The organism is Paenibacillus agaridevorans, assembly GCF_003112455.1.
GTDB classification, from domain to species: Bacteria; Bacillota; Bacilli; order Paenibacillales; family Paenibacillaceae; genus Pristimantibacillus; species Pristimantibacillus agaridevorans.
Genome location: NZ_BDQX01000339.1, coordinates 115,878 through 136,852, shown reverse-complemented (window position 1 = coordinate 136,852; position 20,975 = coordinate 115,878). Strand labels below are relative to the sequence as shown.

The window sequence follows — 20,975 nt, the reverse complement described above, 5'->3', positions numbered from 1 at the left end:
GGGCAGAGCGGAGAGCTTGCCGAGCAGCAACGGCTCGCGGCCGGACTCGGCAAGTCCACGCAAGAGATGAACAAATCCAAGAGCGGCATGACCGCTGTCAAGGGCGCATTGATGGTCGCGGGCGGAGTAGCATTGATCGCAGCAGCGGCATCTCCTGCCGGACCAATCCTGATCGCGCTCGGCGCGATTTTGGGCGGAGTCGCGGCAATCGTGAAGTTTTACAAGAAACACAAAAGGAAAGAAGCCTTTGTGGACAAGGCGCTTAAAGTCGATGAAGCCATGGCCTCGGAGGCATACAAGGGGCTTGCCAGAGACAAGGTTCGGCAGTCGTTGCTTGAGAAGCACGGCTTCAACAGCTTGGGGCAATGCTACAATCAGCTCGTTACCGACCTGGCCGGCATGCTGTATGAGAGCGGGGTCGTGGGAGACGATCAGGAGAGCCGGGCGATTATCGAAAACATCGGCCTCAAGATCGACAAGGCGAAAAAGAAACCGGGCAAAGATCTGATCGCCAAGAAATTGCATACGTAGAGGAGAATCGCCATGACCGAGTCATTATCGTTCGCCCGCTCCGTGCTGGGCGGCCTGCACGACTATTACGGCAGACACGGCATCGCCGCCAAGCTGGCCGAGCCGGACGACGAGGCTCCCTATGCCTCGCTACTGATCCGATTCGACGAGATCGGCTCCGGCAATGAATCGGTGCTGCTGGAGATGAGCTTCCTTCCAGGATTAGAAGAAGCAGAGCAAGCCGGCGTTTATCTGCTTCAGACGTTCGCCGTACTCCGGGACCGGACGGCCCAGGAGCGCTATACATCCTTGGTACAAATATGCGCGAGCCTCAATCTTACGCTCCCGCTCGGCGCTTTCGGCGTCTCGGAGCCTGGAGGAGCCCTATACTTCAAGCATAATGCCATGCTGCGAGCAGAATGGCTGGAGGGAGAGTCGGGCGTTCAGCATCTTGATCGGGTCAATGGCCTGGCGCTTCACCAGCTTCATCTATACTCAGATACGCTTATAGCCGAAGTCTGACACAAAAACGGGGTTGTCCAAGGGTCGATAAGACTCTGCGGACACCCCCCTATTTTTTTGGTATCGGCTTTCCTACACCCACGCCTCGTTCGAATAACCGCGCTGCTCCCAATACCCGATATGTTCCCCTTCGATGAGCTCGATCCGGTTTAGCCACTTGACCGATTTATAGGCATACATACCCGGCATGATAAGCCGTACGGGTCCGCCTAGATCGCTCGGAATCGGCTTTCCATCGTGCATGACGGCAATCATCGCATCGTCCTGGGCTAACTGCTCCAGCGTAATGCCGCTAGTATAGACACCGTCGCCCGAGTAGAAGATCGCGGACTTTGCCTTCCCCTTTACGCCAGCCAGCGCCAATATCTCCTTGACCGGGATACCCTCCCATGTGTTGTTATAGACCGACCACCCCGTCACGCAGTGGAAGTCGCTAACCTGCACCGTCCGCTTAAGCTTAACGAACGTATCCCAGTCCCACTCCAGCGCCTTGTCTACGAGTCCATCGATGCGCATTGACCAGTTCTCATTATTGAACGAAGGGATGGGCGTCACCGTGTACACGCGGAAGCTGCCCTGCGCTCCTCCGCCAATGGGAGGCGCCGAATCTGGGAGAGGCTCCGGCGCGGGCAGCATTACGTTCGAATCGTTCTGAATCAGTTGTTCCATGTTTCTACCATTACCCACGCTGCCGAGCTGATCGCCGAACCACTTCAGGAAGGACGGACCGACAGTTACCGCAATACCGGCGCCTATTGCGCCGCGAATGAACGCGCGGCGAGTATATAATGGCTGCGGGGCCGCGGGATGGTAGACGTCCCTCTCTGCCGGCGGTAATTGCATCGTGCGTCGATTGGAGTCTTTGAGCCAACGAGCTCTCGACAAGGAATGATAGATGATATAAGGCAAGCCGATCCACGTCAGGAGATCGTGAGTTACGAGCGCCACGTTCGACATGCGAGGTCCTGCCAGCTTGAACTGCCAGAGGATAACGCCTGACAGCAGCCATCCGAATAGAAAGGTTAGCACGATATAGACGTTAAGCTTCTGCTTGGGCTTGCCCTTCAGCCTCTTCCAATGCTTGCCCGCAAGCACGAGATAATAGGCGATAGGCAAAACGGAGGCGATTCCGACGGCGATATGAATCCACTTGAGCCAGACGCGCCCTTCGCCAAGGACGCCTCGCCAGAAGCCTCCCAACAGAACAAGGCCGGACAAGGCCAGCAACAGGACGATCCACCCATTCCAGGCATGGATGGAGACAAGCTTCTTGCCGTACCCTTGACGCAGCTTTTTCAACAGTCCACTCATACTGGCATCTCCGCCCTCCGAAGGTTCATAATCTGCTTTCATTGTACCGTAATGCTCCGACAACGCGAAAGACCAGCTCCGCGAGTGCGCTCACTCCCCAGGCTGGTCTTTCTACTGCTGTTCCATCGGGATTGCAAAGGACACCGTCGTGCCAGTCCCCGGTACGCTGACGATAGTCAGGCCTTGCCGGTAACGCTGAGCAAGCCGCCGGTTCGTATTGGCGATGCCAATGCCTCCCGTGCCACCGAAAACATGCTGCAGCAGATTGTCCGCATCTTGCTGCGTCATCCCCTTGCCATTGTCCTTCACCTCGAACAACGTATCCTGCCCCCGCCGGATGATCCGGATGACAACCGTGCCTCCTTCCGCGCGACTCAGCGCCCCGTGCTTGACGGCGTTTTCTACGATAGGCTGCAGGCTAAGCGGCGGCAGCATGAGATCGATGTTCGCATCGATCTCCCACTCGACGGACAACAACGACCCAAATCGTTCTTGTTCGATGTATAGATAGGAGCGAACAAGCTTCAACTCATGAGCGAACGGCACCATTTCCCCCGCATTCAGGAAGTTAAAGCTAATCCGCAGATAGGATGTAAAAGCTTCTGCGAGTTTCCTCATCTTGTCCGGGTCGATATCGCTTAAGGCCAGAATGGAATTTAAGGTGTTGAACAAAAAATGCGGATGAATCTGCGCCTGCAAATAAGCGGCCTCGAGTCGCAGTCTCTCCGTTACGGAACGCTTAAGCGTCGTTAGCGACCAGACGCGGTATTTCAATTCCAGCGCGTCTACAGGCTTGGTCAGATAGTCGTTCGCTCCAGCGGAAAAACCCGCATAGATGTCCGCCTGTTGGCTTCTCGCCGTCAGGAGCAGTACAGGCAGCTCGGAGATGGAATACCGCTCCCTGATCGCTTTGGTCAATTCATAGCCGGACATGCCCGGCATCATGACGTCGGAGATGACGAGATCCCACTGCCCGTTCTCCAGCAGCTCCAGCGCTTCAGAAGCGTTTGCCGCTGTTGTGATGGTATAAGAATCATTGCCCAAAATGCCAGCCAACACTTGAAGATTGACCGGATCATCGTCGATAGCGAGAATGTTCTGCTTCACGCCATGCGTTCCCATTTCAGGCGGAGCCAGCTCTATCCAGCTGCCGTTCTCCTCATGTGCCAGGAGCGGACTCTCTCCCGCCCCCAGTACATGATTCCATGGCTGGGCCGCTACACTGGGATCTTCTGTGCCATCCGGCGACTGACTATCTGCGAGAGGCAGCGAGAATTGAAATTCCGTCCCTTTCCCGGGCCGCGAACGAGCGGTAAGCGTTCCTCCATGAAGCTCCACAAGCTGCTTGCAGATGCTGAGACCAAGCCCGATGCCTCCGTTGTCCGAATGCCCTTGCTCATACGGGAGGAAGACGCGGGCAAGCGTCGCCTCGTCCATGCCGGCCCCGGTATCCGTTACGCTAACGACGGCTCGTCCCTGAATGATCGCCGCTTCGACGAAGACCTCGCCTTTTTCCGTATATTTAATGCCATTATGAATAAGATTGAACAGAATCTGGGCAAGCCGCTTTTCGTCCGCCATGACGACCGGGAAGGAGTCCGGTATTCGCGAAGCCAGCTTGACGGGTTTCTGCTCGACAAGATAGCCCAACATGCCGATAACGCCTTCCGCGATGGATTGCAACGGGATCGGCCGCATCTGGAGAACAACATGTTTTTCCTTTAAACGCACGAGATCCAGCAAATCCTCGATCAAATGCGACATACGCCTGCCGATCGTAATGAGCAGCTCCATATCCTTGTAGCTTCTGTCCTCGATCGACTGGCGTTCCCTTAGAGCAACCGTCTGGGCGATATTAATAATGCCGTGGATCGGCGTTCGAAGTTCATGCGACGTGTGCGCAAGAAATTGGTCTTTCAGCTTGTCCGACTGCCTGAGCTGTTCATTAAGCTTCGCGTTCTCGGCCGCATTGCGGAAGTACAGCTTGAACCAGTAAGAAGAGAAGCCGATGATGGCCGCAATAACATCGAACGGATAATACTCCGTGTAATTCATGCCATACGTATTAAGAAGCCCCCACACGATGCTGGATATGACGCCGATCGCAGACAGCAGCAAAAAGATAGCACCGCTGTGGTTATTTACCACCATTTTGCCTATGAGGTATAGGAACCAGACGACAGGCACGACGTAGAAGAACAAGCCTACGCGGAGGCTCGACAAATAATGAACCGTGTCGATTGGCAGCACCATAATCGTAATAACGTATGCCACGAACAGCCACGAGAACAGACGAAACAATCGTCCGTCCGACACGCTCCCCGAGAAGATTCGCGTCAGCATCAACATGAAATACGTCAGCATGACATAAGAAATGCTTCCAAGCTTCACCACCCAGGTGTAGTTGACGGGCAGCCAGTGCAAAATAAGCTTGTCATGGATTGTAATGATAGACAGCGCAGATGAAAGCATCATCATGAAAAAGACCAGAAACGCGTATTGCTTGCGATTGAAGATATATAAAATGATGGCGTAAATGCCATGCAGCATCAAAATAACGAAAGTGAACAGTTGAAAGCCGATGGAATACCAGCGTTCTCCGTCGATCGCCGCTTGAGAGCCGAAGCGGATCGGAACTACGATTCCGCCGCGAACCGGGTTGTCGTAATTGGAGACGCGGATCAGCAGCTCGATGGAGTCCTTTCCATCGTCGTTGGAGTAGGTTGCGGTATAAGACCAGCGACTGGGCTTGTATTGGTCCTTGCTTAAGCCGAGTTGTCCGAATTCCGACTGGGTCTCTCCATTTACAACAACCTGCGAGGCGGCCTCGATTCGTTTGATCCAGAAACCATACGTCTGCTCGGGCTGCTCTTTAAGCAGAATGGTCAGCTTATACGTGCCGGAGCCGTATGCCTCTCCGTCAGGCATGGCCTCTCCCCAGCTTCCAGGCACTTGCACATACCGGGGTTCGCCGACAGGCGTTCCTTCCAGCTGGCCAGGGTAGAATGCCCATTCGCCGTCAAGCAGCATGGAGGGGGATTGTTCGAAGTCCCACTGTCCAAGATCGATGACACCTTGTTGAATCGGAGGATGCTCCGGAATAGGATTCCATTCTTGCCATAACCATCGAAAGCCCAGCAGAAGTCCGAGGAAAAGTATCGTCAGCATAGCGGATTTTATTAGCGGGTAGTCTCGTAAAGTTTTCATACAGCTAAGATTCGACATCAGGAGCGTTACTCCTTTATACGATTACGGTAACGGGCCCTCGTAACCCCATACCGCCTAAACCAGCAATATTCTGCTACTTCGCAGGTGAGATCTCGAGCTGACCGCAGCCGCAGACCGTATGCTGAATGTCCGGGATGCGAACAGCCGAGTCACCGGCTCAGGTATGCAAATGTGTAGAACTTCACGCGCAGCTTCAAGCAAGTGATTGGCGTAACGCCTGGTGAGTATAGCAAAAAACAAGGGGCTGTCATTTTGGGACAGCCCCCTGTTCTATGTTCCGTTCCGATGAGGAGGCATGCCTTGCGGCATCCGATAACTCCCCTCCCCCGGCTTTCGTCCTGCGCCAGCAGTACGCGCTAACCGGATGGGACGACGTTTTATGGCCATTCCACGTTCTGGAACGTATTCGTCTCGGCGGACTCGTTTGCCTTCAAGCAGAGCAGCGCGCTCAGCAAGCCGTCGCCCAGCGTTGTCCGCGAGCGCTCCTTGCCTCGGACGGCCTGCAGGAAATTGTTTACGAGTATCCCGTCTCCGCCGCCGTGTCCATCCATCGCACTGACATCGATGGCATGCGTCTCCACCCGCGCCTCATGATGCATATAGACCTTAAGCTCATTCGTATACCAGTCGAACTCCAACGTTCCCTTGTAGCCGAGCAAACGGGCGCCGCGCCTTGCCGCTCCCCTGCGCGCAAAAAAATTCTGAGAATAGTTGACATGCATGCCCGTCTCGTAACGCAGCAACGCCCCGCCAGAATCTTCGTTGCCTGTATCTTCCGCAAAACTGCAGTAGTCATCCCCATGACGATTATGCGGCTTCAGTGCGCTTTCCTCGCAGGTTCTATTTTCCTCGCAATTTGAGCATTTCAATCCCGCCGGCTTCGTTCCCGTAAAGACCCGCTTCGACTTCATCGCGCATACGGCAATCGGCTTAAGTCCGATGAGATAGTTGATATAGTCGAAGTCATGCGTCGCCTTTTGCAGAAACAGCCCGCCCGTAATGCGCTCGTCCCTGTACCAGGAATGATAATACACGCCTCCGTACGGGACGTTGTTAACCGCCTGCACATGCTCCACCGTACCGATCTTCCCGGAATCGATAATTTCCTTGGCCAGCCTGACGAGTGGTGTATTGCGTAGCGGGAACGAGACGACTACCTCCGACCGGGAAGCCTCGTATCCGGCCTTGAGCCGCGACAAATCCTCGTAAGTGGTTGCGACCGGCTTCTCCAGATACAGCGGCAAATGCCGGCGAAGCACTTTAAGCGCCATATCCGTATGAAGGTCGCAGCGCGTTCCGATAATAATGCCGTCTAGCTCGCAAGAATCCAGCATTTCGTCCGCATTGTCAAAAAATTGCGTATGGCGAGCTTCCTCTCCAAGCCTGGTCTTTAGTTCATCACGCTTCGGATCCGCTATCGCAGCGATGCTGTAACCTAACTCCTCCGATTGAAGGGCGGGAAAAATACTGCTAACCCGTAGTCCGTAACCGATTACTCCCAATCTCATGTTCCGCACCTGGCTTTCCGTAGTATGAATCGAAAAACTTATTGATTATCGATTAATTACCGAAATAATAACACGGATGATAACGGAAGTATTTGCTTGAATCAGTTCATTAGTTGTATATTATCGATATAAATTTGCGAGGAGGATTGCCTCATGGACCTGTGCTTGCAAAAGAATCGCTCTTCCGACATGCAGGATATGAATCCAAGCGTCCACTGGGCACAGCATCAATGGGTGCCTCCCGTTCTGCTGCCGGCAAGAAGAATTTACGATTTCGAGATCATGTATGTTTATTCGGGAGAAATGCGCGTCCATTTCCCTCTGTCTAACGACACAGATACTTATCTGCCTGGCGACCTGTTGTTCCTCCATGCAGCCATGCCTCACCGCATCGAGACTCGGGCTGCCGATAGAACGCATCTGCTCGGCATCCATTTTGATTTCTTCGATGATTTCGAGATCTCTCCCGAACTGTTTGTCGATGTCGATGAAAGGAATGTACGCAACGACCGATTTTGCCGGCCGCCGCTTGACAGCGAAGGGAACAACCTCTTTGCCCGTCGCTATGCTTCCGTGCCCGAGGACATTGTCCGCTTGATGGAGAAGGTTTGCGAGGAGTTTACACAGGAGAAGCCGGGCTTCGGCGCGGCTTGTAAGGGAGGCATGCTGCTGATTGCGACCGCTCTGTCCAGATTGCTGCCGATCCCGGCGCGGACTGTTCCCCAGGCCTATCAAGACGCGTTTAAGGAGCTGACGGAGGAGATTGCCCGCGCTCTACACTTTCCTTGGACTAGCGACATCATGGCTAATCGCCTGAACGTAAGCCCGGATTATTTCATCCGACTGTTCAAGAAGCATTACGGGACGACCCCGGGGCAATATGTCAGCAGGCTTCGCCACCAGGAGGCCAAGCGCTGTCTGAGGGAAAGCGATCTGAAGATCGAGCAGATCGGCCTGCTTATCGGATACGAGGATTTGCATCACTTCAGTCATGCGTTCAAGCGATGGCAGGGCGTCTCCCCTCGCGAATATCGCAAAATGTCCTCTCTCTTATAGCGCCAACAACAAAATCGTCCTGAGTTACTTTCCGGTCCATCGGCGTTTTTAACGCCTACAGCTGCTCGTTCGCCTACTTTTTGGAGCCATAAGCGTTACGAACGACTATGGCTGCTAATCAGAGTTACTTTACGATCCATCGGCGTTTTTAACGTCTACAGCTGCTCGTTTGCCCACTTTTTGGCCCCATAGGCGTTATTACGCCTATACACACTAATCAGAGTTACTTTACGATCCATCGGCGTTTTTAACGCCTACAGCTGCTCGTTCGCCCACAGTCTGGTATGTCGCATAATTTCCTATACAACGACAAAAAAACGCAAGCCACGCGGACACTGCCGCAAGCTTGCGTTTTTCTCTACGTTTTTCTCTACGTTTTTCTCTGCACTTTATCTGCACTTTATCTGCGCTTTATTTGCGTTTTACCGATGTCCATGAACTCGTTGCACAACTATTCGTCGCGCTGTTCATACGCGCATTCATTCGCAAACGGCTCCCGCTCCCTCATCCGTATAACAACGGCGGTCAGCGGCTCCAGCACGATCGCCTCTCGCGACAACCCGAAGCCCGCCTGCGCCGCGACTTCGCTGGCGCCAGCCGTCTCGCCGTCCACGAGCACCTCGCCCTGCGTCAGGTCCGCCTGCAGTGACAACCTGATCGTCCTCTCGCGCTCATCCGCGTTCACAAAGACATAATAGGCACCTGTCCCGTCGGTCGATTGACAGCGATAGGCGATCACAAGGTCGAATTCTCCGATATCCGGCGAAAGAATCATCGTCATGTCGCGATTGACAGATTCCATATCGCCGAGACGGAACGCGTTCGTGCTTCGCCTCAGCTCAATCAGACCGGCTGTATAAGAACGGGTCAGAGCGTTTTCCGGATATATCGTTCCGTCATCCGTCGCTTTGCTCCAATCAAACTTGTTGATGGCATCCGAGGAATCGTAGGAGTTATGCACGAAGTATCCGATGATCTCGCCATGAACGTTAAAGTGCGGATGGGCGTGGGCGGCCGGCGCCGCGCTTCCTCCCCATTGCTTCGTCCTGCCGAACTCTTGACCGGCTTGCATAAAGATTGTCCCCTGCGATGTAAAGAGGAGCACATGTCCTAGCCGAAGCCTGCGATGGATGCGCCTTGCGTCCGCAGGAATACGCGGATCCGCCCGAAGCGTCACGGCAATGACGTCGTGCAGTGTCAGGTTATCATGCGCCTCCAGGTATTGCACCATATCTCCAGGAGAATCAGCCGGCGTATTGTACGGCTGCGCCTTTAAATTGCGGAACAACGTGTCGATATGGCGCGCGCCTCCCATCAGGAATCGCGGCTCGCCTTCGCTGCCGAATCCCGATTTCAGCTCGTTTCGGAATTCGTCGGAGAAGACGCCAACGTCGTCCGTTTTGTTCATCCAATCCTGATCTGCGCCCATTCCCACGAGGGAAGGCTCCCCGATATGACCAGCGAAGGTCCGCCAGCCTTCGCCGATAAACAAGGGCTTCGGATGAATGGCGGCCGCCTCGTCGAATGCCCGCTGCACTGCCGGGTACGTCGCATCGCCCATCATGTCCCAGCGCATGCCGTCTATTTTGTACTCCTGAAACCAATACTTCACGGAATCCACCATAAGCTTCTCCGCCATCTTGTGATTGGTGGCCAGATTGCTTCCGAAGCCACCGAGCAGCTCGCCCGCTTCATTTCGGTAGAAATAATAATCCGGCACGATATCCTCCAGCAGCCATGCCTTCGCCATATGCGTGTATACGACATCCAGAATAACGCCCATACCTGCACGATGGATCGCGGCGATCAGCTCCTTGAGCTCCTTTACACGCAGCTCAGGATCGCGCGGATTCTCGGAATACGCTCCATCCGGGCAAAAATAACCATGGGGATCATAACCCCAGTTGTACTGGTTATTTTCCGTGGATTCGTGTAGTTCGCGCTGCGACATTGCGGCTTCGTCGCCATAATACCAGGCCATAACGGGCAGTAGCTGCACATGCGTAACGCCAAGCTTTCGGATATAATCCAGCTTGTCGATAAACGCCCGGTAAGTGCCCCACCTCGCATGCAAATCTCCCTCGATGGCAGGATCCGACGTAAAATCCCGGATATGCGTCTCGTAGATGATGGCGTCTTCCCTGCGCTCGTAACCTTCGATCTCCGCGAATCCGAGTCCGCCTTCCGGCTCCGTCTCGCTCAAGTCGATGATAGCTGCCTTGCCGACGGCATCGCGATCGGCTCCGAGCGGCAGCCCCGCCGGACTGACCCGGAATTCCGCCATCGACTTGGCGTACGGGTCCAGCACCCTGCGCGTCGTCCTGCCGTGCGTAACCTCGTACTGATAGTAATATCCTCTCAGATCCGCGATGTCCAGAATCTCTGGCGTTGCCGTCACGGACCATACGCCTTGCTCGCCTCGCATCAGTTCGGCGGCGCCGACTTCCCGTTCCGCATCGTCTTTATCGTAGAAGCGGACCGCCACCGCGTCCGCCTTTGGCGCCCACAGTTTCAGCTTGGCTGCGCCTTTGTCGTACGTCGCGCCCAGATCGTCTCCGCCATAATAAAATTTTGCATCCAGTTCAGCCCAATCTGCGCCTGCAGCATCGGAGTCCGGTTTGCCTTCATACCACTCCGCCACTCTCTTGGATGCGGCATCGTCGTGAAAAATAAACGTGACCTCCTTGGGGGCGTCAAGCTTAAACTTGATATTGCCTCCTCCCAGCATCCCGTTGACGCCGTAGTTTTCGGTCCAGCCGCCATTAATGGCAACTTTGTATTCATAATAACCGGGATTCAGCGGTACTTTCAGGATATGCATTTCGCCCCCGATGTTGATCATTCGGAGCTCTTCGGCGTCCGTAGACCAGTCGCTGGCGATGCCGGCTTGCGTCCAAAAGTTGCCTGCGACATGCGCGACTCTCCCCGCGGATCCCGGCTTCCCGGTATGTAATGGATGATTCATGAGAATGGACAAGGCATCCACGCCCTTTTCTGGTAGTGTGCAATCTATCAGCGCTCATAGGAGATTAATTGAGATTAATAGACTGTTGTCAGTAAGTATGGTCACGTTGCGGAGCGATTAAACGGATGCTGCTTATCCACCATCCAGCACGTCTTGTCCGCCTTATTGATATGATCGTCAATCAGACGGTGTTTGTTTAGCTTTGTCGAAAGGGCATGGCCGCTTTTTCTGCAGATGATTCCATATTCTTTTTCGACTAGATATGACAATCTTGTCCTTTGTCTGCTATTTTCCGCTATAATAGGAATGATAGCCTCTTACTTCCCGAACCTATCAACATTACCTGCAAGGGGGCAACGACATGTCCATTGACATTCTCCAACGAAATCATGTTAAAGTGCTCGGAAGCGGTGACCAAACGATCGTCTTCGCCCACGGCTTCGGATGCGACCAGGAGATGTGGAGACACATCGTGCCGGCCTTCGAGCAGAACTATCGTATCGTGTTGTTCGACTACGTCGGATCGGGAAAGTCGCAAATCGACCTTTACGATTCCACTAAATATAATGATCTGCATGGCTATGCGCAGGACGTGCTGGACGTGATGGAGGCGCTGGAGCTTAAGGATACCGTCTTCGTGGGACACTCCGTAAGCGGAATGATCGGCATGCTGGCATCCATCCGCAACCCCGAATATTTCTCGCGGATGATCATGATCGGCTCGTCCCCGAGATACATGAACGATCAGCCGGACTACTTCGGAGGTTTCAACAAAAGCGATATTGACGAGCTTCTCGAGATGATGCAGCTTAACTTCATCGGATGGGCCAGTTACCTGGCGCCGATCGTCATGCAGAATTCCGACAGGAAGGAACTAGCCGAGGAGCTCGAACGAACCTTCTGTTCCCGGGATCCGCATATCGCCCGGCAATTCGCCGAAGTGACCTTTTATTCCGATTGCCGTTCCAGTCTGGAGAAGGCCTCTGTTCCCTCCCTCATCCTGCAATGCTCGGACGACAGCATCTCTCCTGTAGAGGTCGGCGATTACTTGCATGCGCATCTTAAGAATAGCAAGCTTCGTCAGATGACGGCGAAGGGGCATTATCCCCAGTTAAGTCATCCGGACGAGATGGCGCAGTGTATGAAAGACTATTTGGCTGGCGTGTAAACGCTGAGAAAGGCATGACGAAATGGACTCAAGATTAGACAACGCTCCGTGCGGATACTTCTCGATTACCGATGCCGGCATTATTCGAGAGGTCAATCAGACCTTGTTAAACATGTTGCAGCACGACAACCCCGAGTTGGCCGGCCTTCATGTCGAGTCGGTCTTGTCCGTCACGAACAAGCTTCTGTTCCACACGTACTTCTATCCGCACATCCAATTGTACGGCCAAGTAAACGAGATGTATATGTCGCTTCGCACGAATAGCGGAGGGGATGTGCCCGTCCTGCTGAACGGCATTCGAAGGACGCGGGACGGCGAGAGCCGCATCGATATCGTCGTAGTAGAGATGCGCAAGCGGATCGAACATGAAAAGGATGTTCTGCAGACCAAGGTCAAACTCCAGGAGCTGTATCAAGCGACGAACGAGGCAAATAAGCGGCTCGAGCTTCTTAACGAGGAATACGAACGGAAGCAGCAGGAGCTCATGCTGATTAACAGCAGGCTCGAGGCCATGGCAACCACCGATCCGTTAACGGGGCTTCGCAATCGGCGGTACTTCCAGGATCACTTAACGACTCTTCTCGCGAAGCACCAAGACAGCGGACAGCCCCTGTCCATGCTTATCATCGATATCGACCACTTCAAGCACATTAACGACACGTACGGCCATCCCATCGGCGATATCGTGTTGGCCAAGCTCGCCGAGCTTCTCCAATCGATGTCGCGGGAGACGGATATCATTGCGCGGTTCGGCGGCGAAGAGTTCGTGGCGATTCTCCCCGAGACCGGCAAGGAACAAGCGGTGGATATCGCGGAGGCGTTATGCCGGGCGACCGCCGCCACTCCGATGGACGATTACCGGATCACGATCAGTTTGGGCGTTGCTACGGCTGAAGTCGGGGAAACGAATGGAACGCTTGTCAAGAAAGCCGATACGGCGCTGTATGCGTCCAAGAGCGGCGGCCGGAACCGCGTGACGCATGCGGGGGATCTTTAAAAGAGAGGAACAGCTGTACGGCGAGGACCGTCGACGGCGGGCGTTGCTGACATCGACGTAGATCGTTGCAGTAGTCCAGGCGGCTCATGATAAATAAGAAGGACAAGGTCGAGTAGTTGGATGTGGAGTTGGATGCGAAGTTGGATGTGTAGTTGGATGAGTAGTTGGATGAGTAGTTGGATGCGGAGTTGGATGCGGAGTTGAATGAGTAGTTAGATGACAAAGAGAAGGACAGTGAAACAAAGGGAAAACCTCCCTTTATTTCACTGTCCTTTCGTCCATTCAGAGAAATTATAGGAATTTCTCCCACTATTTCATGAGTATACGAGGTTTATCGGCAATTCGATAGCTATTAGAGGGCATATTTCCCTTTATATTCCCGGAATAACCTATAAACGCGTGATTAGAGGGTCATTTTCCCATTGTTTTTAGGCATGATTGTTTAAACCCAACAACAGCTAACCTGTCGGCCTTATTCGAATTGATCCGTCATATCCGTCCAATTGCTCCAGTCGGGCAGCTTCTGCTCCCCCCAATACTGCAGGAACATCCTGATGACCTCGTTGCTGTCCACGGTGGAATAACCGTAATGCTTGAAGGTACCGTCGTCGTTGACCAGACGTAGCTCAACCACAAAGCCGTTGCCCTCGCCCTCCGCCGTTGCCGCTTGCAAATAGCTGCTCCCTTCGACCGGCTCGCTGGGGTCGAGAACAATGAAGTCATCGGAGTCCAGCGCAAGGATAATATCCGTTATAAGCGAAGCATTAATCGCTTCATTCTCGAAATTTGCCCATTGCGAGGTAATTCGGTAGGTCAATGTACGGCCACCATCTTGCGGCGCGTTCGTTGTTTCACTCATCTTTGTTCCTCCTCGTGAAGTTGTTCCTTTTTACCTCAGGATCAGTCATAAGACTCTCCTTACACGACGGTATTGCTGATCTCTTTCTTGAAGCCATTCTGCTCAGCGGTATCCATGATCTCGTATATGGATTTCCATGCTGTATCGTTGAACAAATACCACTGATCCTCGGTTACATCATGAAGCAGCATAGGCGGGTATTCCGCTAGCAGCTCGGCCGGGAATGCGTTAACGATGGAATAAACATCGTAACGAAGCAAGCTTTTCCCTTTTTGATCCAAAAAGTCAAACTGCGCGCCTTTATAATAGGATCCCAATATATCCATCGTGTAGCGCCATGAATAATCCTTCGGCGCTTCGACCTTGTCTCCTTTGTTTTCCGCAAAAATATGATAAATGGATTTATTATAAGAAGGACCCGTATAGTGAGAGATAACGCCCCCCATTGTCATGTGGTATTCGTGCTGCAGTGCTCGTACTTGTACACCATCAATTAACAAGGGCGGGGTGTCGACAGTAACTATGTTGTTCGCGTAATTGACATTGCAGCCAAACGCTTGCGCGATGAAACGCAGCGGCACGAACACGCGATTATTTTTTTTGTAAGGCCGAACATCCAGCTGTACCTTGTCGTCATTCATCTGTGCCGTGCTGCTGTTAATCGATAATGTCACTTTCAGATCGCCTTTGGTAATGACAACCTCGGGATTCAACCATTCGACGTTTGCGCCCAGATTCTCGCTAATAACTCGTACAGGCACCATCATCCGTTGATTCTTGAGTTCGGGCTTAACATCGGATGCAACAGTCACTCCGTCAATGATAATTAGTTTATCAGCCGCATACACAGTCGACGCGGACATACTTAACAATACGGCAATCATAATGGCTATTACGGTTTTCTTCATGGCCTGACAGCTCCTCCTCCGCATATTGATCTAACCATCTGCCTCTACTCCCAATACTAAGACGCATCTGGATAAAATTAGTTGCACTTCTTCTTTAGCCGAACAAATTTTTAAGGCTCGCCATTTCCCGCAGAGAAACTTGTTGCCGAGGTTGCACATGGCATGACTCGAACATCGGCCTCTCTTCTCTACACATTTGTACATTTCTACCCCATTTCTTAAACAAATGGGGCCTCTGCAAAGCGAATTGTACGAAAATACACAAATTCTCGCATCACATCGTCGTTCGGGGCCTCTCTGAACCAAAATTTATGTATATATGAACAAATGTGTGAATGGATTGCCCTTACCTCATCTTAATTGTGTATTTTCGCTCAATTGTTGTACCGTGACGGTTACGACCATCCGTCGCAAAATGCTGATGTCGGAACTTGGTGATGACCTCGATTAGATTCGGCAGTACAAAGGCCAAAGGCCATAATAACCTGCCCTCCGGCAAGCTGTCATGACCTTATAATCGCCCTATTATTGGCTCATCCTGCGTCTCCTCCGCGCTGCCGAACGGCGGCGATTCGCTTCCCAGGATTCGCTCCATGCCTTAAACAACTCGTAGTCCTCCACAACCTGCCGCGAATAGGCCAAAGCTCTCCGAGTCACATCATCGCAGAATGAATCGGTATCCTTGCCGATGGCCCGGGCGATCTCTTCCTCGCTATGATAGCTCAAAATGCCGCTCTCCACGTCCGCATCGGCCCGAGCATGCATTTTGGCCGTAATTTGGCCCATGGTCTCCGCCGTCTTGACCCAATCCTTGTGTTCCCTCAGCTTGAGCGGCTTCAACTTCTTCTTGTACGGCGACCTCTCCCTGGCGTAGAAGTGACGGCCGTTCAACGTCAAGTGGCCCAGGAACGGATCCGCCTCGTGATGCATCGCCCGTTGCGTCGTCGCGACCCGTTTGCCCTGATGGGCGAATTCATCCCAGAACGATTCGTCGTACGGCATAAAATAGACCGGCACCGGCGCGCGCACTTCCTTGATCTCGATAATGATGTCATCGAGTCCCTCGTTCTCTTCTCCGCCCTCCATCAGCACATAATACCGATCGAGCCCGGTCGACGCCGTACCCGAGCCGTGTTTGACCGCGATGTCCTTAATATGGTAAAACGATGCCGGAAGCCCAAGCTTGGCAGAAAGTTCGTTCATATATTCGTTCCAGCCGCCTACGATAAGTTCCCGCTCCTCATCCGTCGGCTTTTCGATCTCCTCCGACCACCGGAACATGCGCCGGCCTGCTTCCACCAGCGTTATTTTCTCGATAAAATTGCTGCTGGCCAACTGCTCCGTCTTCCTGAGCAGCTTGCGGACGGGGCCTTTGGTCGTCGCTTCATCGAAAACAAGATCCCCGGGATCATCCTTGCGGTCGGCGTACCTTCTTATCTGATCCGCATAAGCCGTCAAGTAGGCTCTCACCGTATCCGTCTGTTCTTGTTCGGACAGATCATTGTCGGCCATAACCAGGTACAGGCTGACGGACATACGGAGAATATCGTACAAATAGGAGCCCGTGCATCCCTCGTCGAAATCGTTAACGTCGAATACGATGCGTCCCTTCCCGCTGCGGAAGGCTCCAAAGTTCTCGAAATGCAGATCGCCCTGTATCCACGTGGGGCGTTCCGGGTCGGTATGATAGGGCAGCCATTCGCTGCCTACGTCGAAGTAGAACAAGTAAGCGCTGCCGCGGAAAAACAGATACGCGCTGCCCCTCATTTTGTTATACTTCAACATTCGCTTCTCGTCGCTCAGTCCCATAATTTCGCCGTCGAATTCCTCCAGCACCCGCGACAACGTCAACCCTCTCAACTTGCGCTTTGTATGCTTGACCACTTCCGTGATATTCTCTTCCAGCTTCATAAGTCCACCTCCGCGATTGCGATAATAATCATGTTTATGATTCCCATATTATAGCACGTCCCGAAGACAGCCTGTCATAATTGATCACTAAAAAAGATGCCCCCCGAATACATCCCCGCAGCAACAGGTTCGTATATCGAAGAAGCATCTTTATCCACTTTTCTATAACTGCGCGATCATCCCGCCGTCAGCTACCAATGTAGCCCCCGTCATAAAGGAATTGTCGGGGCTTGCCGCGAACATGACGACCGAGGCGATTTCTTCGGGCTGACCTACCCGACCGATCGGCTGAGATTCATTCCACTGGCGCATGATATCTTCTCTGGGGGTGTCCAGATTTTTTACGCTGCTTTCCAGCATCGGCGTCTGAACCGCACCCGGCAGCACCGTGTTGGCGCGAATATTTTGTTTGGCGTAATCCAGCGCGATGGCCCTGGTCATCCCCGCGATCCCGGCCTTGGACGCGGCATATGCGGAATAACCGTCAAGCGTGGCAAGCGCATGCACGGAACTGACGTTGACGATCGCGCCTCCCCCTTGCGCCAGCATAGCCGGTATGACGCCTCTGCAAAAAAGGAAAACGGATGTCAGGTTATTCGTGATGACGCCATTCCACTCGTCGAGGCTCATATCCGTTAGCCTGACTTGAGGACATACCGCTGCGTTATTGATCATCACGTCGATTCTGCCGAATATGCGAAGCGTGTCCGCGATGACCCGGGCAACGTCGCTTTCCGACGACACGTCGGCCGCCATCGCCTCGGCGCTTCCGCCGCCATCCCCAATCTCCGCCGCAACGTCCTGTACTTTGCCAAGCGTGCGTCCGACGAGGACAACATGAGCGCCCTCGCGCCCGAATCTCAGCGCGATCGCCCGCCCGATGCCGCCTCCGCCTCCCGTCACGATTACGACTTTATTTTCCCATGTCATATGTGCACCTCTTGTCCTAACCATGATCGGCAGCAAATGTGTTCCGCAGCGTGCCAATTCCTTCGACCGTCGCTTCCACGACATCGCCGGCCTTTAGCCACACTTGCGGATTTTTACCCATACCCACGCCAGGCGGCGTCCCCGTGCTGATGATATCCCCAGGCTGCAGCGTGATTGTCCGCGATAGGAACGAAATCAAGTAAGGGACGTCGAATATCAGTTCCTTCGTATTCGAATGCTGCATCGTCTCGCCGTTTAGCTTAAGGGAAATGCCGAGCTGCCCAGGATTTCCTATTTCGTCCCCGGTTACGATCCAGGGGCCAGTCGGCGCAAAACCGTCAATCGTCTTGCCGCGCGTCCATTGCGGTTCGTTTAACTGAATGTCCCTTGCGCTGACGTCGTTTACGATCGTATAACCGTATACGTATTCCATCGCGGACTCCAGCGATACTTTGCTGGCTGTCCGTCCGATAACAACCGCAAGCTCGACCTCATAGTCGCATTGCGACACTTCTTCGGGAATGACCACCTTATCGTCATGACCGGCAAGGCAATTGTTGTATTTCGGAAATAACACAGGCACCTTGGGCACCTGCATGTTCGATTCTACAACGTGATCGTGGTAGTTCAACCCGATGCAAATAATTTTCTCGGGATTCGTTACCGGCGGAAGGAGCTTCACTTCGTCCAACTTGCAATGTTCGACCTCTGCCAGCAAGGACGGATTGCCAGAATCTTTAATGATATCCATAGCCGTCAAACCTTCGCGCAATACCGCGATTTCGGAACCATCCTTCAGCAGTCCGACTCTCAAGCGGCGTTCTTCATCCTGAAGCTTATAGAATTGCAACAATTTCATTATATTCGCTCCTTCTGCTTTAAGAGGTGGTTCATTTTGAACTTGCACTTTAAATATGCAAAAATATTTTAGCGGTTTTGCCCGGACCCGCGATCAACTTCTCAAAGCAGGTCCCTCCCTCTTGGAGAGGCGCCGTCTCGGTCCATGCCGTCAAATTCACTCGGCCCTCGGAAATCCATTGCAGCGCAGTCTCGAAGTCCTCCCGCGAATAAGCGAATGCGCCTTTCGCTTCAATCTCGCCGCGGATCATATCGTTAACGGGCAGCGCGCTCTCCGCTTCGTGAAGCCCCGTAAACACGACTCTCCCGCCGGAACGCGCTGCCGAGACGCTTTGCTGCCTGGTAAAACTCGCGCCGACCGCGTCAATAACGGCATCGAAGCTTGCCGTCTCACCTATTTCCTCAAGCCGGGTCGCCGCCATGCCACCCAGCTCGCGCGCAATTTCGAGTCTCGCCTCGTTCAAGTCGAGGATGCCCGGATTCCTCACTCCATACGCTTGCGCGGCTTGAAGCGCGAGCAACCCGATCGGACCGGCCCCGTAAATCAATAACCGATCTGCCGGCGTCAGCCGCAGGAGCCGGCACACGTGTACGGCGCAAGCAACCGGTTCCGTTAATGCTCCTTCCTCCATCGTTACATTGTCCGGCAGCCGATAGACATTTTCGGCCGGCACGGCAATGTACTCGGCAAACGCGCCTGGCCGATGGGCGCCCAGCAGCTGTCTGGCGCCGCATAACTGGGACTCCCCGTTCCGGCAATAACGGCAGCTTCCGCAAGTCACGAGCGGATTGGCCGTAACCCGCTCACCGGATGTAAAGCCATTTGCGCGTTCGCCCGTCTTCGCCACGATGCCCGCGAATTCGTGTCCCATTATAAGCGGCGGCTTGCGCAAGGAGTTGTGGCCGAGATATCCGCTAAGCTCGGAGCCGCAGATGCCGACCCGCTCCACGCGGATCAGCACCTCGTCCGGTCCTGGTTCAGGAACGGCTACCGACCGTACGTTCATTTGTTTGGGTCCTTCATAGACAAGGGCTTGCATCTTCATATTCGTCAGCCTCCTCCTATTCGACGGGTTCCCGCTTCTCCCAATTCTGCTTGAACAACGGCAGCCAATGGCCGGGATGATACGGATATTTGGCCGCTTCCTCCAATTGAAGCTCTACGCCAAGGCCGGGACGTTCCGGCGGCTGCAAGTATCCGTTTTCGACCTTGAACGGAGGGGAGAAAATGTCTTGCGCCCACGAATGATTAAAGTCGTCGAATATTTCATGAAGGAAAAAATTCGGCGTAGCCATGTTCAAGTGCGCGCACACGATGGAGCACACGGGGCCTTGAGCGCTGTGCGGAGCGGTAACCCCGTTATGCGCATGTACCATGCCGCAAATTTGTTTGGATGCGCTAAGGCCTAGGAACTGCGGCTCCAGCTGAATTATATGAACCGCGTCATGTTTGAGCAGCTCCGCAAACTGTTCGCGGTTGTAATAATCTTCTCCGCATGCGATGGGAACCGGGCTTCTCCGCGCCACTTCCACCATGGAGGATATTCGATAAGGAGGAACGGGAGCCTCGAACCAGGTCGGCTCGTAAGGCGCCATTGCGTCCGCGAATTGCAGCGCCGTGTGCACGCTGAACCGATTATGCCCCTCGATCAGAATATCGACGTCCGGTCCGACTGCATCGCGAACGGCGGCGATATTGCGGATCGCGCCCGCGAAATCGCTTCGATCCACCGTTCTCCAGGCTGCCCCGAACGGATCGAACTTCAGCGCCGTATACCCTTTGTCGACAACCTCCTTGGCCTGGTTAAAGAAGCTCTCCTCGTCTGCTCCTCCGCGGTACCAGCCGTTGGCGTAACAACGCAGCTTGTCATGTGCTTTTCCGCCTAGCAGCTTATACATCGGTACGCCAAGCGCCTTGCCCATAATATCCCAACATGCCGTCTCGATCGCGGCAAGCGCCGACCCTTGCACCTGACCTCCGTCCGAATAAACATCCCGAATCATCTTGAGCGAGATGGTCTCCACATCGAACGGGTCCATCCCTATAACGAGATGTTTCAGCTCGTGAATGGCCGCTTCGACCGTTTTGGCGAAGCCGTTCAACGTTCCTTCGCCAAGTCCCGTTATTCCCTCGTCCGTATCCACTTGAACGAACAGCCAGTTCTTCCACGGGTTGCCGACAATATAAGTGCGTATATCCGTTATTCTCATGCCAATATCCTCCCACATGTAAGCGTTGAGATT

The 20,975-nt window shown here is 53.6% G+C and carries 16 protein-coding genes; 5 read left to right on the top strand and 11 right to left on the bottom strand.

The window, feature by feature from the left end:
- Together PAT3040_RS37465 and PAT3040_RS26955 are read left to right on the top strand one after the other, a co-directional pair.
- Nucleotides 1-531, top strand: a 531-nt coding sequence (locus PAT3040_RS37465; protein ID WP_181376859.1) for a hypothetical protein, incomplete at its 5' end; no start/stop codon positions are given.
- 12 nt (nucleotides 532-543) lie between these two features.
- Nucleotides 544-1,032 carry a hypothetical protein gene (locus PAT3040_RS26955; protein ID WP_108995118.1) on the top strand — a complete coding sequence of 163 codons (489 nt, stop codon included), beginning with the start codon at nucleotides 544-546 and terminating at the stop codon, nucleotides 1,030-1,032.
- 72 nt (nucleotides 1,033-1,104) lie between these two features.
- Here PAT3040_RS26955 and PAT3040_RS26950 read toward each other — a convergent pair whose 3' ends face one another.
- The 3 genes from PAT3040_RS26950 to PAT3040_RS26940 all read right to left on the bottom strand — a co-directional run bounded on the left by PAT3040_RS26950 (nucleotide 1,105) and on the right by PAT3040_RS26940 (nucleotide 7,079).
- On the bottom strand, nucleotides 1,105-2,343 hold the full coding sequence (locus PAT3040_RS26950) for a molybdopterin-dependent oxidoreductase (protein ID WP_108995170.1): 1,239 nt from the start codon (nucleotides 2,341-2,343) through the stop codon (nucleotides 1,105-1,107).
- A gap of 111 nt (nucleotides 2,344-2,454) precedes the next feature.
- Nucleotides 2,455-5,568 (bottom strand): ATP-binding protein, encoded by a 3,114-nt coding sequence (locus PAT3040_RS26945; protein ID WP_258235177.1) that lies wholly within the window; start codon nucleotides 5,566-5,568, stop codon nucleotides 2,455-2,457.
- A gap of 380 nt (nucleotides 5,569-5,948) precedes the next feature.
- Nucleotides 5,949-7,079: a Gfo/Idh/MocA family protein gene (locus PAT3040_RS26940; RefSeq protein ID WP_108995117.1), complete on the bottom strand. Its 1,131-nt coding sequence runs from the start codon at nucleotides 7,077-7,079 to the stop codon at nucleotides 5,949-5,951.
- Nucleotides 7,080-7,232: 153 nt separating this feature from the next.
- Here PAT3040_RS26940 and PAT3040_RS26935 point away from each other — a divergent pair, with 153 nt between their 5' ends.
- On the top strand, nucleotides 7,233-8,135 hold the full coding sequence (locus PAT3040_RS26935) for a helix-turn-helix transcriptional regulator (RefSeq protein ID WP_108995116.1): 903 nt from the start codon (nucleotides 7,233-7,235) through the stop codon (nucleotides 8,133-8,135).
- 451 nt (nucleotides 8,136-8,586) lie between these two features.
- On the opposite strand, the gene PAT3040_RS26930 is transcribed toward PAT3040_RS26935, so the two are convergent.
- The gene (locus PAT3040_RS26930; protein ID WP_108995168.1) at nucleotides 8,587-11,100 is read right to left on the bottom strand and encodes a pullulanase X25 domain-containing protein; all 2,514 of its coding nucleotides are present in this window, start codon (nucleotides 11,098-11,100) and stop codon (nucleotides 8,587-8,589) included.
- Between the two features lie 361 nt (nucleotides 11,101-11,461).
- Between PAT3040_RS26930 and PAT3040_RS26925 the strand changes: the two genes are divergently transcribed.
- Together PAT3040_RS26925 and PAT3040_RS26920 are read left to right on the top strand one after the other, a co-directional pair.
- Entirely contained in the window at nucleotides 11,462-12,268 is an 807-nt protein-coding gene (locus tag PAT3040_RS26925) for an alpha/beta fold hydrolase (RefSeq protein ID WP_087570361.1), read from the top strand.
- A 22-nt stretch (nucleotides 12,269-12,290) separates the two neighbouring features.
- Entirely contained in the window at nucleotides 12,291-13,265 is a 975-nt protein-coding gene (locus PAT3040_RS26920; protein ID WP_108995115.1) for a sensor domain-containing diguanylate cyclase, read from the top strand.
- A gap of 472 nt (nucleotides 13,266-13,737) precedes the next feature.
- Here PAT3040_RS26920 and PAT3040_RS26915 read toward each other — a convergent pair whose 3' ends face one another.
- The 7 genes from PAT3040_RS26915 to PAT3040_RS26885 all read right to left on the bottom strand — a co-directional run bounded on the left by PAT3040_RS26915 (nucleotide 13,738) and on the right by PAT3040_RS26885 (nucleotide 20,942).
- Entirely contained in the window at nucleotides 13,738-14,124 is a 387-nt protein-coding gene (locus tag PAT3040_RS26915; protein ID WP_256975886.1) for a hypothetical protein, read from the bottom strand.
- 59 nt (nucleotides 14,125-14,183) lie between these two features.
- Nucleotides 14,184-15,032, bottom strand: coding sequence for a stalk domain-containing protein (locus tag PAT3040_RS26910; RefSeq protein WP_108995114.1), 849 nt, complete (start codon nucleotides 15,030-15,032; stop codon nucleotides 14,184-14,186).
- Between the two features lie 525 nt (nucleotides 15,033-15,557).
- The gene (locus PAT3040_RS26905; RefSeq protein ID WP_108995113.1) at nucleotides 15,558-16,943 is read right to left on the bottom strand and encodes a DUF2252 domain-containing protein; all 1,386 of its coding nucleotides are present in this window, start codon (nucleotides 16,941-16,943) and stop codon (nucleotides 15,558-15,560) included.
- Nucleotides 16,944-17,105: 162 nt separating this feature from the next.
- Complete coding sequence (locus tag PAT3040_RS26900) at nucleotides 17,106-17,873, bottom strand: SDR family NAD(P)-dependent oxidoreductase (RefSeq protein ID WP_087570365.1); 768 nt, start codon at nucleotides 17,871-17,873, stop codon at nucleotides 17,106-17,108.
- A 16-nt stretch (nucleotides 17,874-17,889) separates the two neighbouring features.
- The gene (locus PAT3040_RS26895) at nucleotides 17,890-18,732 is read right to left on the bottom strand and encodes a fumarylacetoacetate hydrolase family protein (RefSeq protein WP_108995111.1); all 843 of its coding nucleotides are present in this window, start codon (nucleotides 18,730-18,732) and stop codon (nucleotides 17,890-17,892) included.
- A gap of 49 nt (nucleotides 18,733-18,781) precedes the next feature.
- Nucleotides 18,782-19,777: a zinc-dependent alcohol dehydrogenase gene (locus tag PAT3040_RS26890; RefSeq protein ID WP_258235176.1), complete on the bottom strand. Its 996-nt coding sequence runs from the start codon at nucleotides 19,775-19,777 to the stop codon at nucleotides 18,782-18,784.
- Between the two features lie 16 nt (nucleotides 19,778-19,793).
- Nucleotides 19,794-20,942, bottom strand: coding sequence for a mandelate racemase/muconate lactonizing enzyme family protein (locus tag PAT3040_RS26885; protein ID WP_181376858.1), 1,149 nt, complete (start codon nucleotides 20,940-20,942; stop codon nucleotides 19,794-19,796).
- Between the last annotated feature and the right edge of the window lie 33 nt (nucleotides 20,943-20,975).

Coding starts and splice junctions, on each gene's coding strand:
- PAT3040_RS26950 (WP_108995170.1), bottom strand. CDS start 2,343: ATGAGTGGACTGTTGAAAAAGCTGCGTCAAGGGTACGGCAAGAAGCTT.
- PAT3040_RS26900 (WP_087570365.1), bottom strand. CDS start 17,873: ATGACATGGGAAAATAAAGTCGTAATCGTGACGGGAGGCGGAGGCGGC.
- PAT3040_RS26920 (WP_108995115.1), top strand. CDS start 12,291: ATGGACTCAAGATTAGACAACGCTCCGTGCGGATACTTCTCGATTACC.
- PAT3040_RS26910 (WP_108995114.1), bottom strand. CDS start 15,032: ATGAAGAAAACCGTAATAGCCATTATGATTGCCGTATTGTTAAGTATG.
- PAT3040_RS26925 (WP_087570361.1), top strand. CDS start 11,462: ATGTCCATTGACATTCTCCAACGAAATCATGTTAAAGTGCTCGGAAGC.
- PAT3040_RS26885 (WP_181376858.1), bottom strand. CDS start 20,942: ATGAGAATAACGGATATACGCACTTATATTGTCGGCAACCCGTGGAAG.
- PAT3040_RS26890 (WP_258235176.1), bottom strand. CDS start 19,777: ATGAAGATGCAAGCCCTTGTCTATGAAGGACCCAAACAAATGAACGTA.
- PAT3040_RS26915 (WP_256975886.1), bottom strand. CDS start 14,124: ATGAGTGAAACAACGAACGCGCCGCAAGATGGTGGCCGTACATTGACC.
- PAT3040_RS26940 (WP_108995117.1), bottom strand. CDS start 7,079: ATGAGATTGGGAGTAATCGGTTACGGACTACGGGTTAGCAGTATTTTT.
- PAT3040_RS26930 (WP_108995168.1), bottom strand. CDS start 11,100: ATGAATCATCCATTACATACCGGGAAGCCGGGATCCGCGGGGAGAGTC.
- PAT3040_RS26895 (WP_108995111.1), bottom strand. CDS start 18,732: ATGAAATTGTTGCAATTCTATAAGCTTCAGGATGAAGAACGCCGCTTG.
- PAT3040_RS26945 (WP_258235177.1), bottom strand. CDS start 5,568: ATGTCGAATCTTAGCTGTATGAAAACTTTACGAGACTACCCGCTAATA.
- PAT3040_RS26935 (WP_108995116.1), top strand. CDS start 7,233: ATGGACCTGTGCTTGCAAAAGAATCGCTCTTCCGACATGCAGGATATG.
- PAT3040_RS26905 (WP_108995113.1), bottom strand. CDS start 16,943: ATGAAGCTGGAAGAGAATATCACGGAAGTGGTCAAGCATACAAAGCGC.
- PAT3040_RS26955 (WP_108995118.1), top strand. CDS start 544: ATGACCGAGTCATTATCGTTCGCCCGCTCCGTGCTGGGCGGCCTGCAC.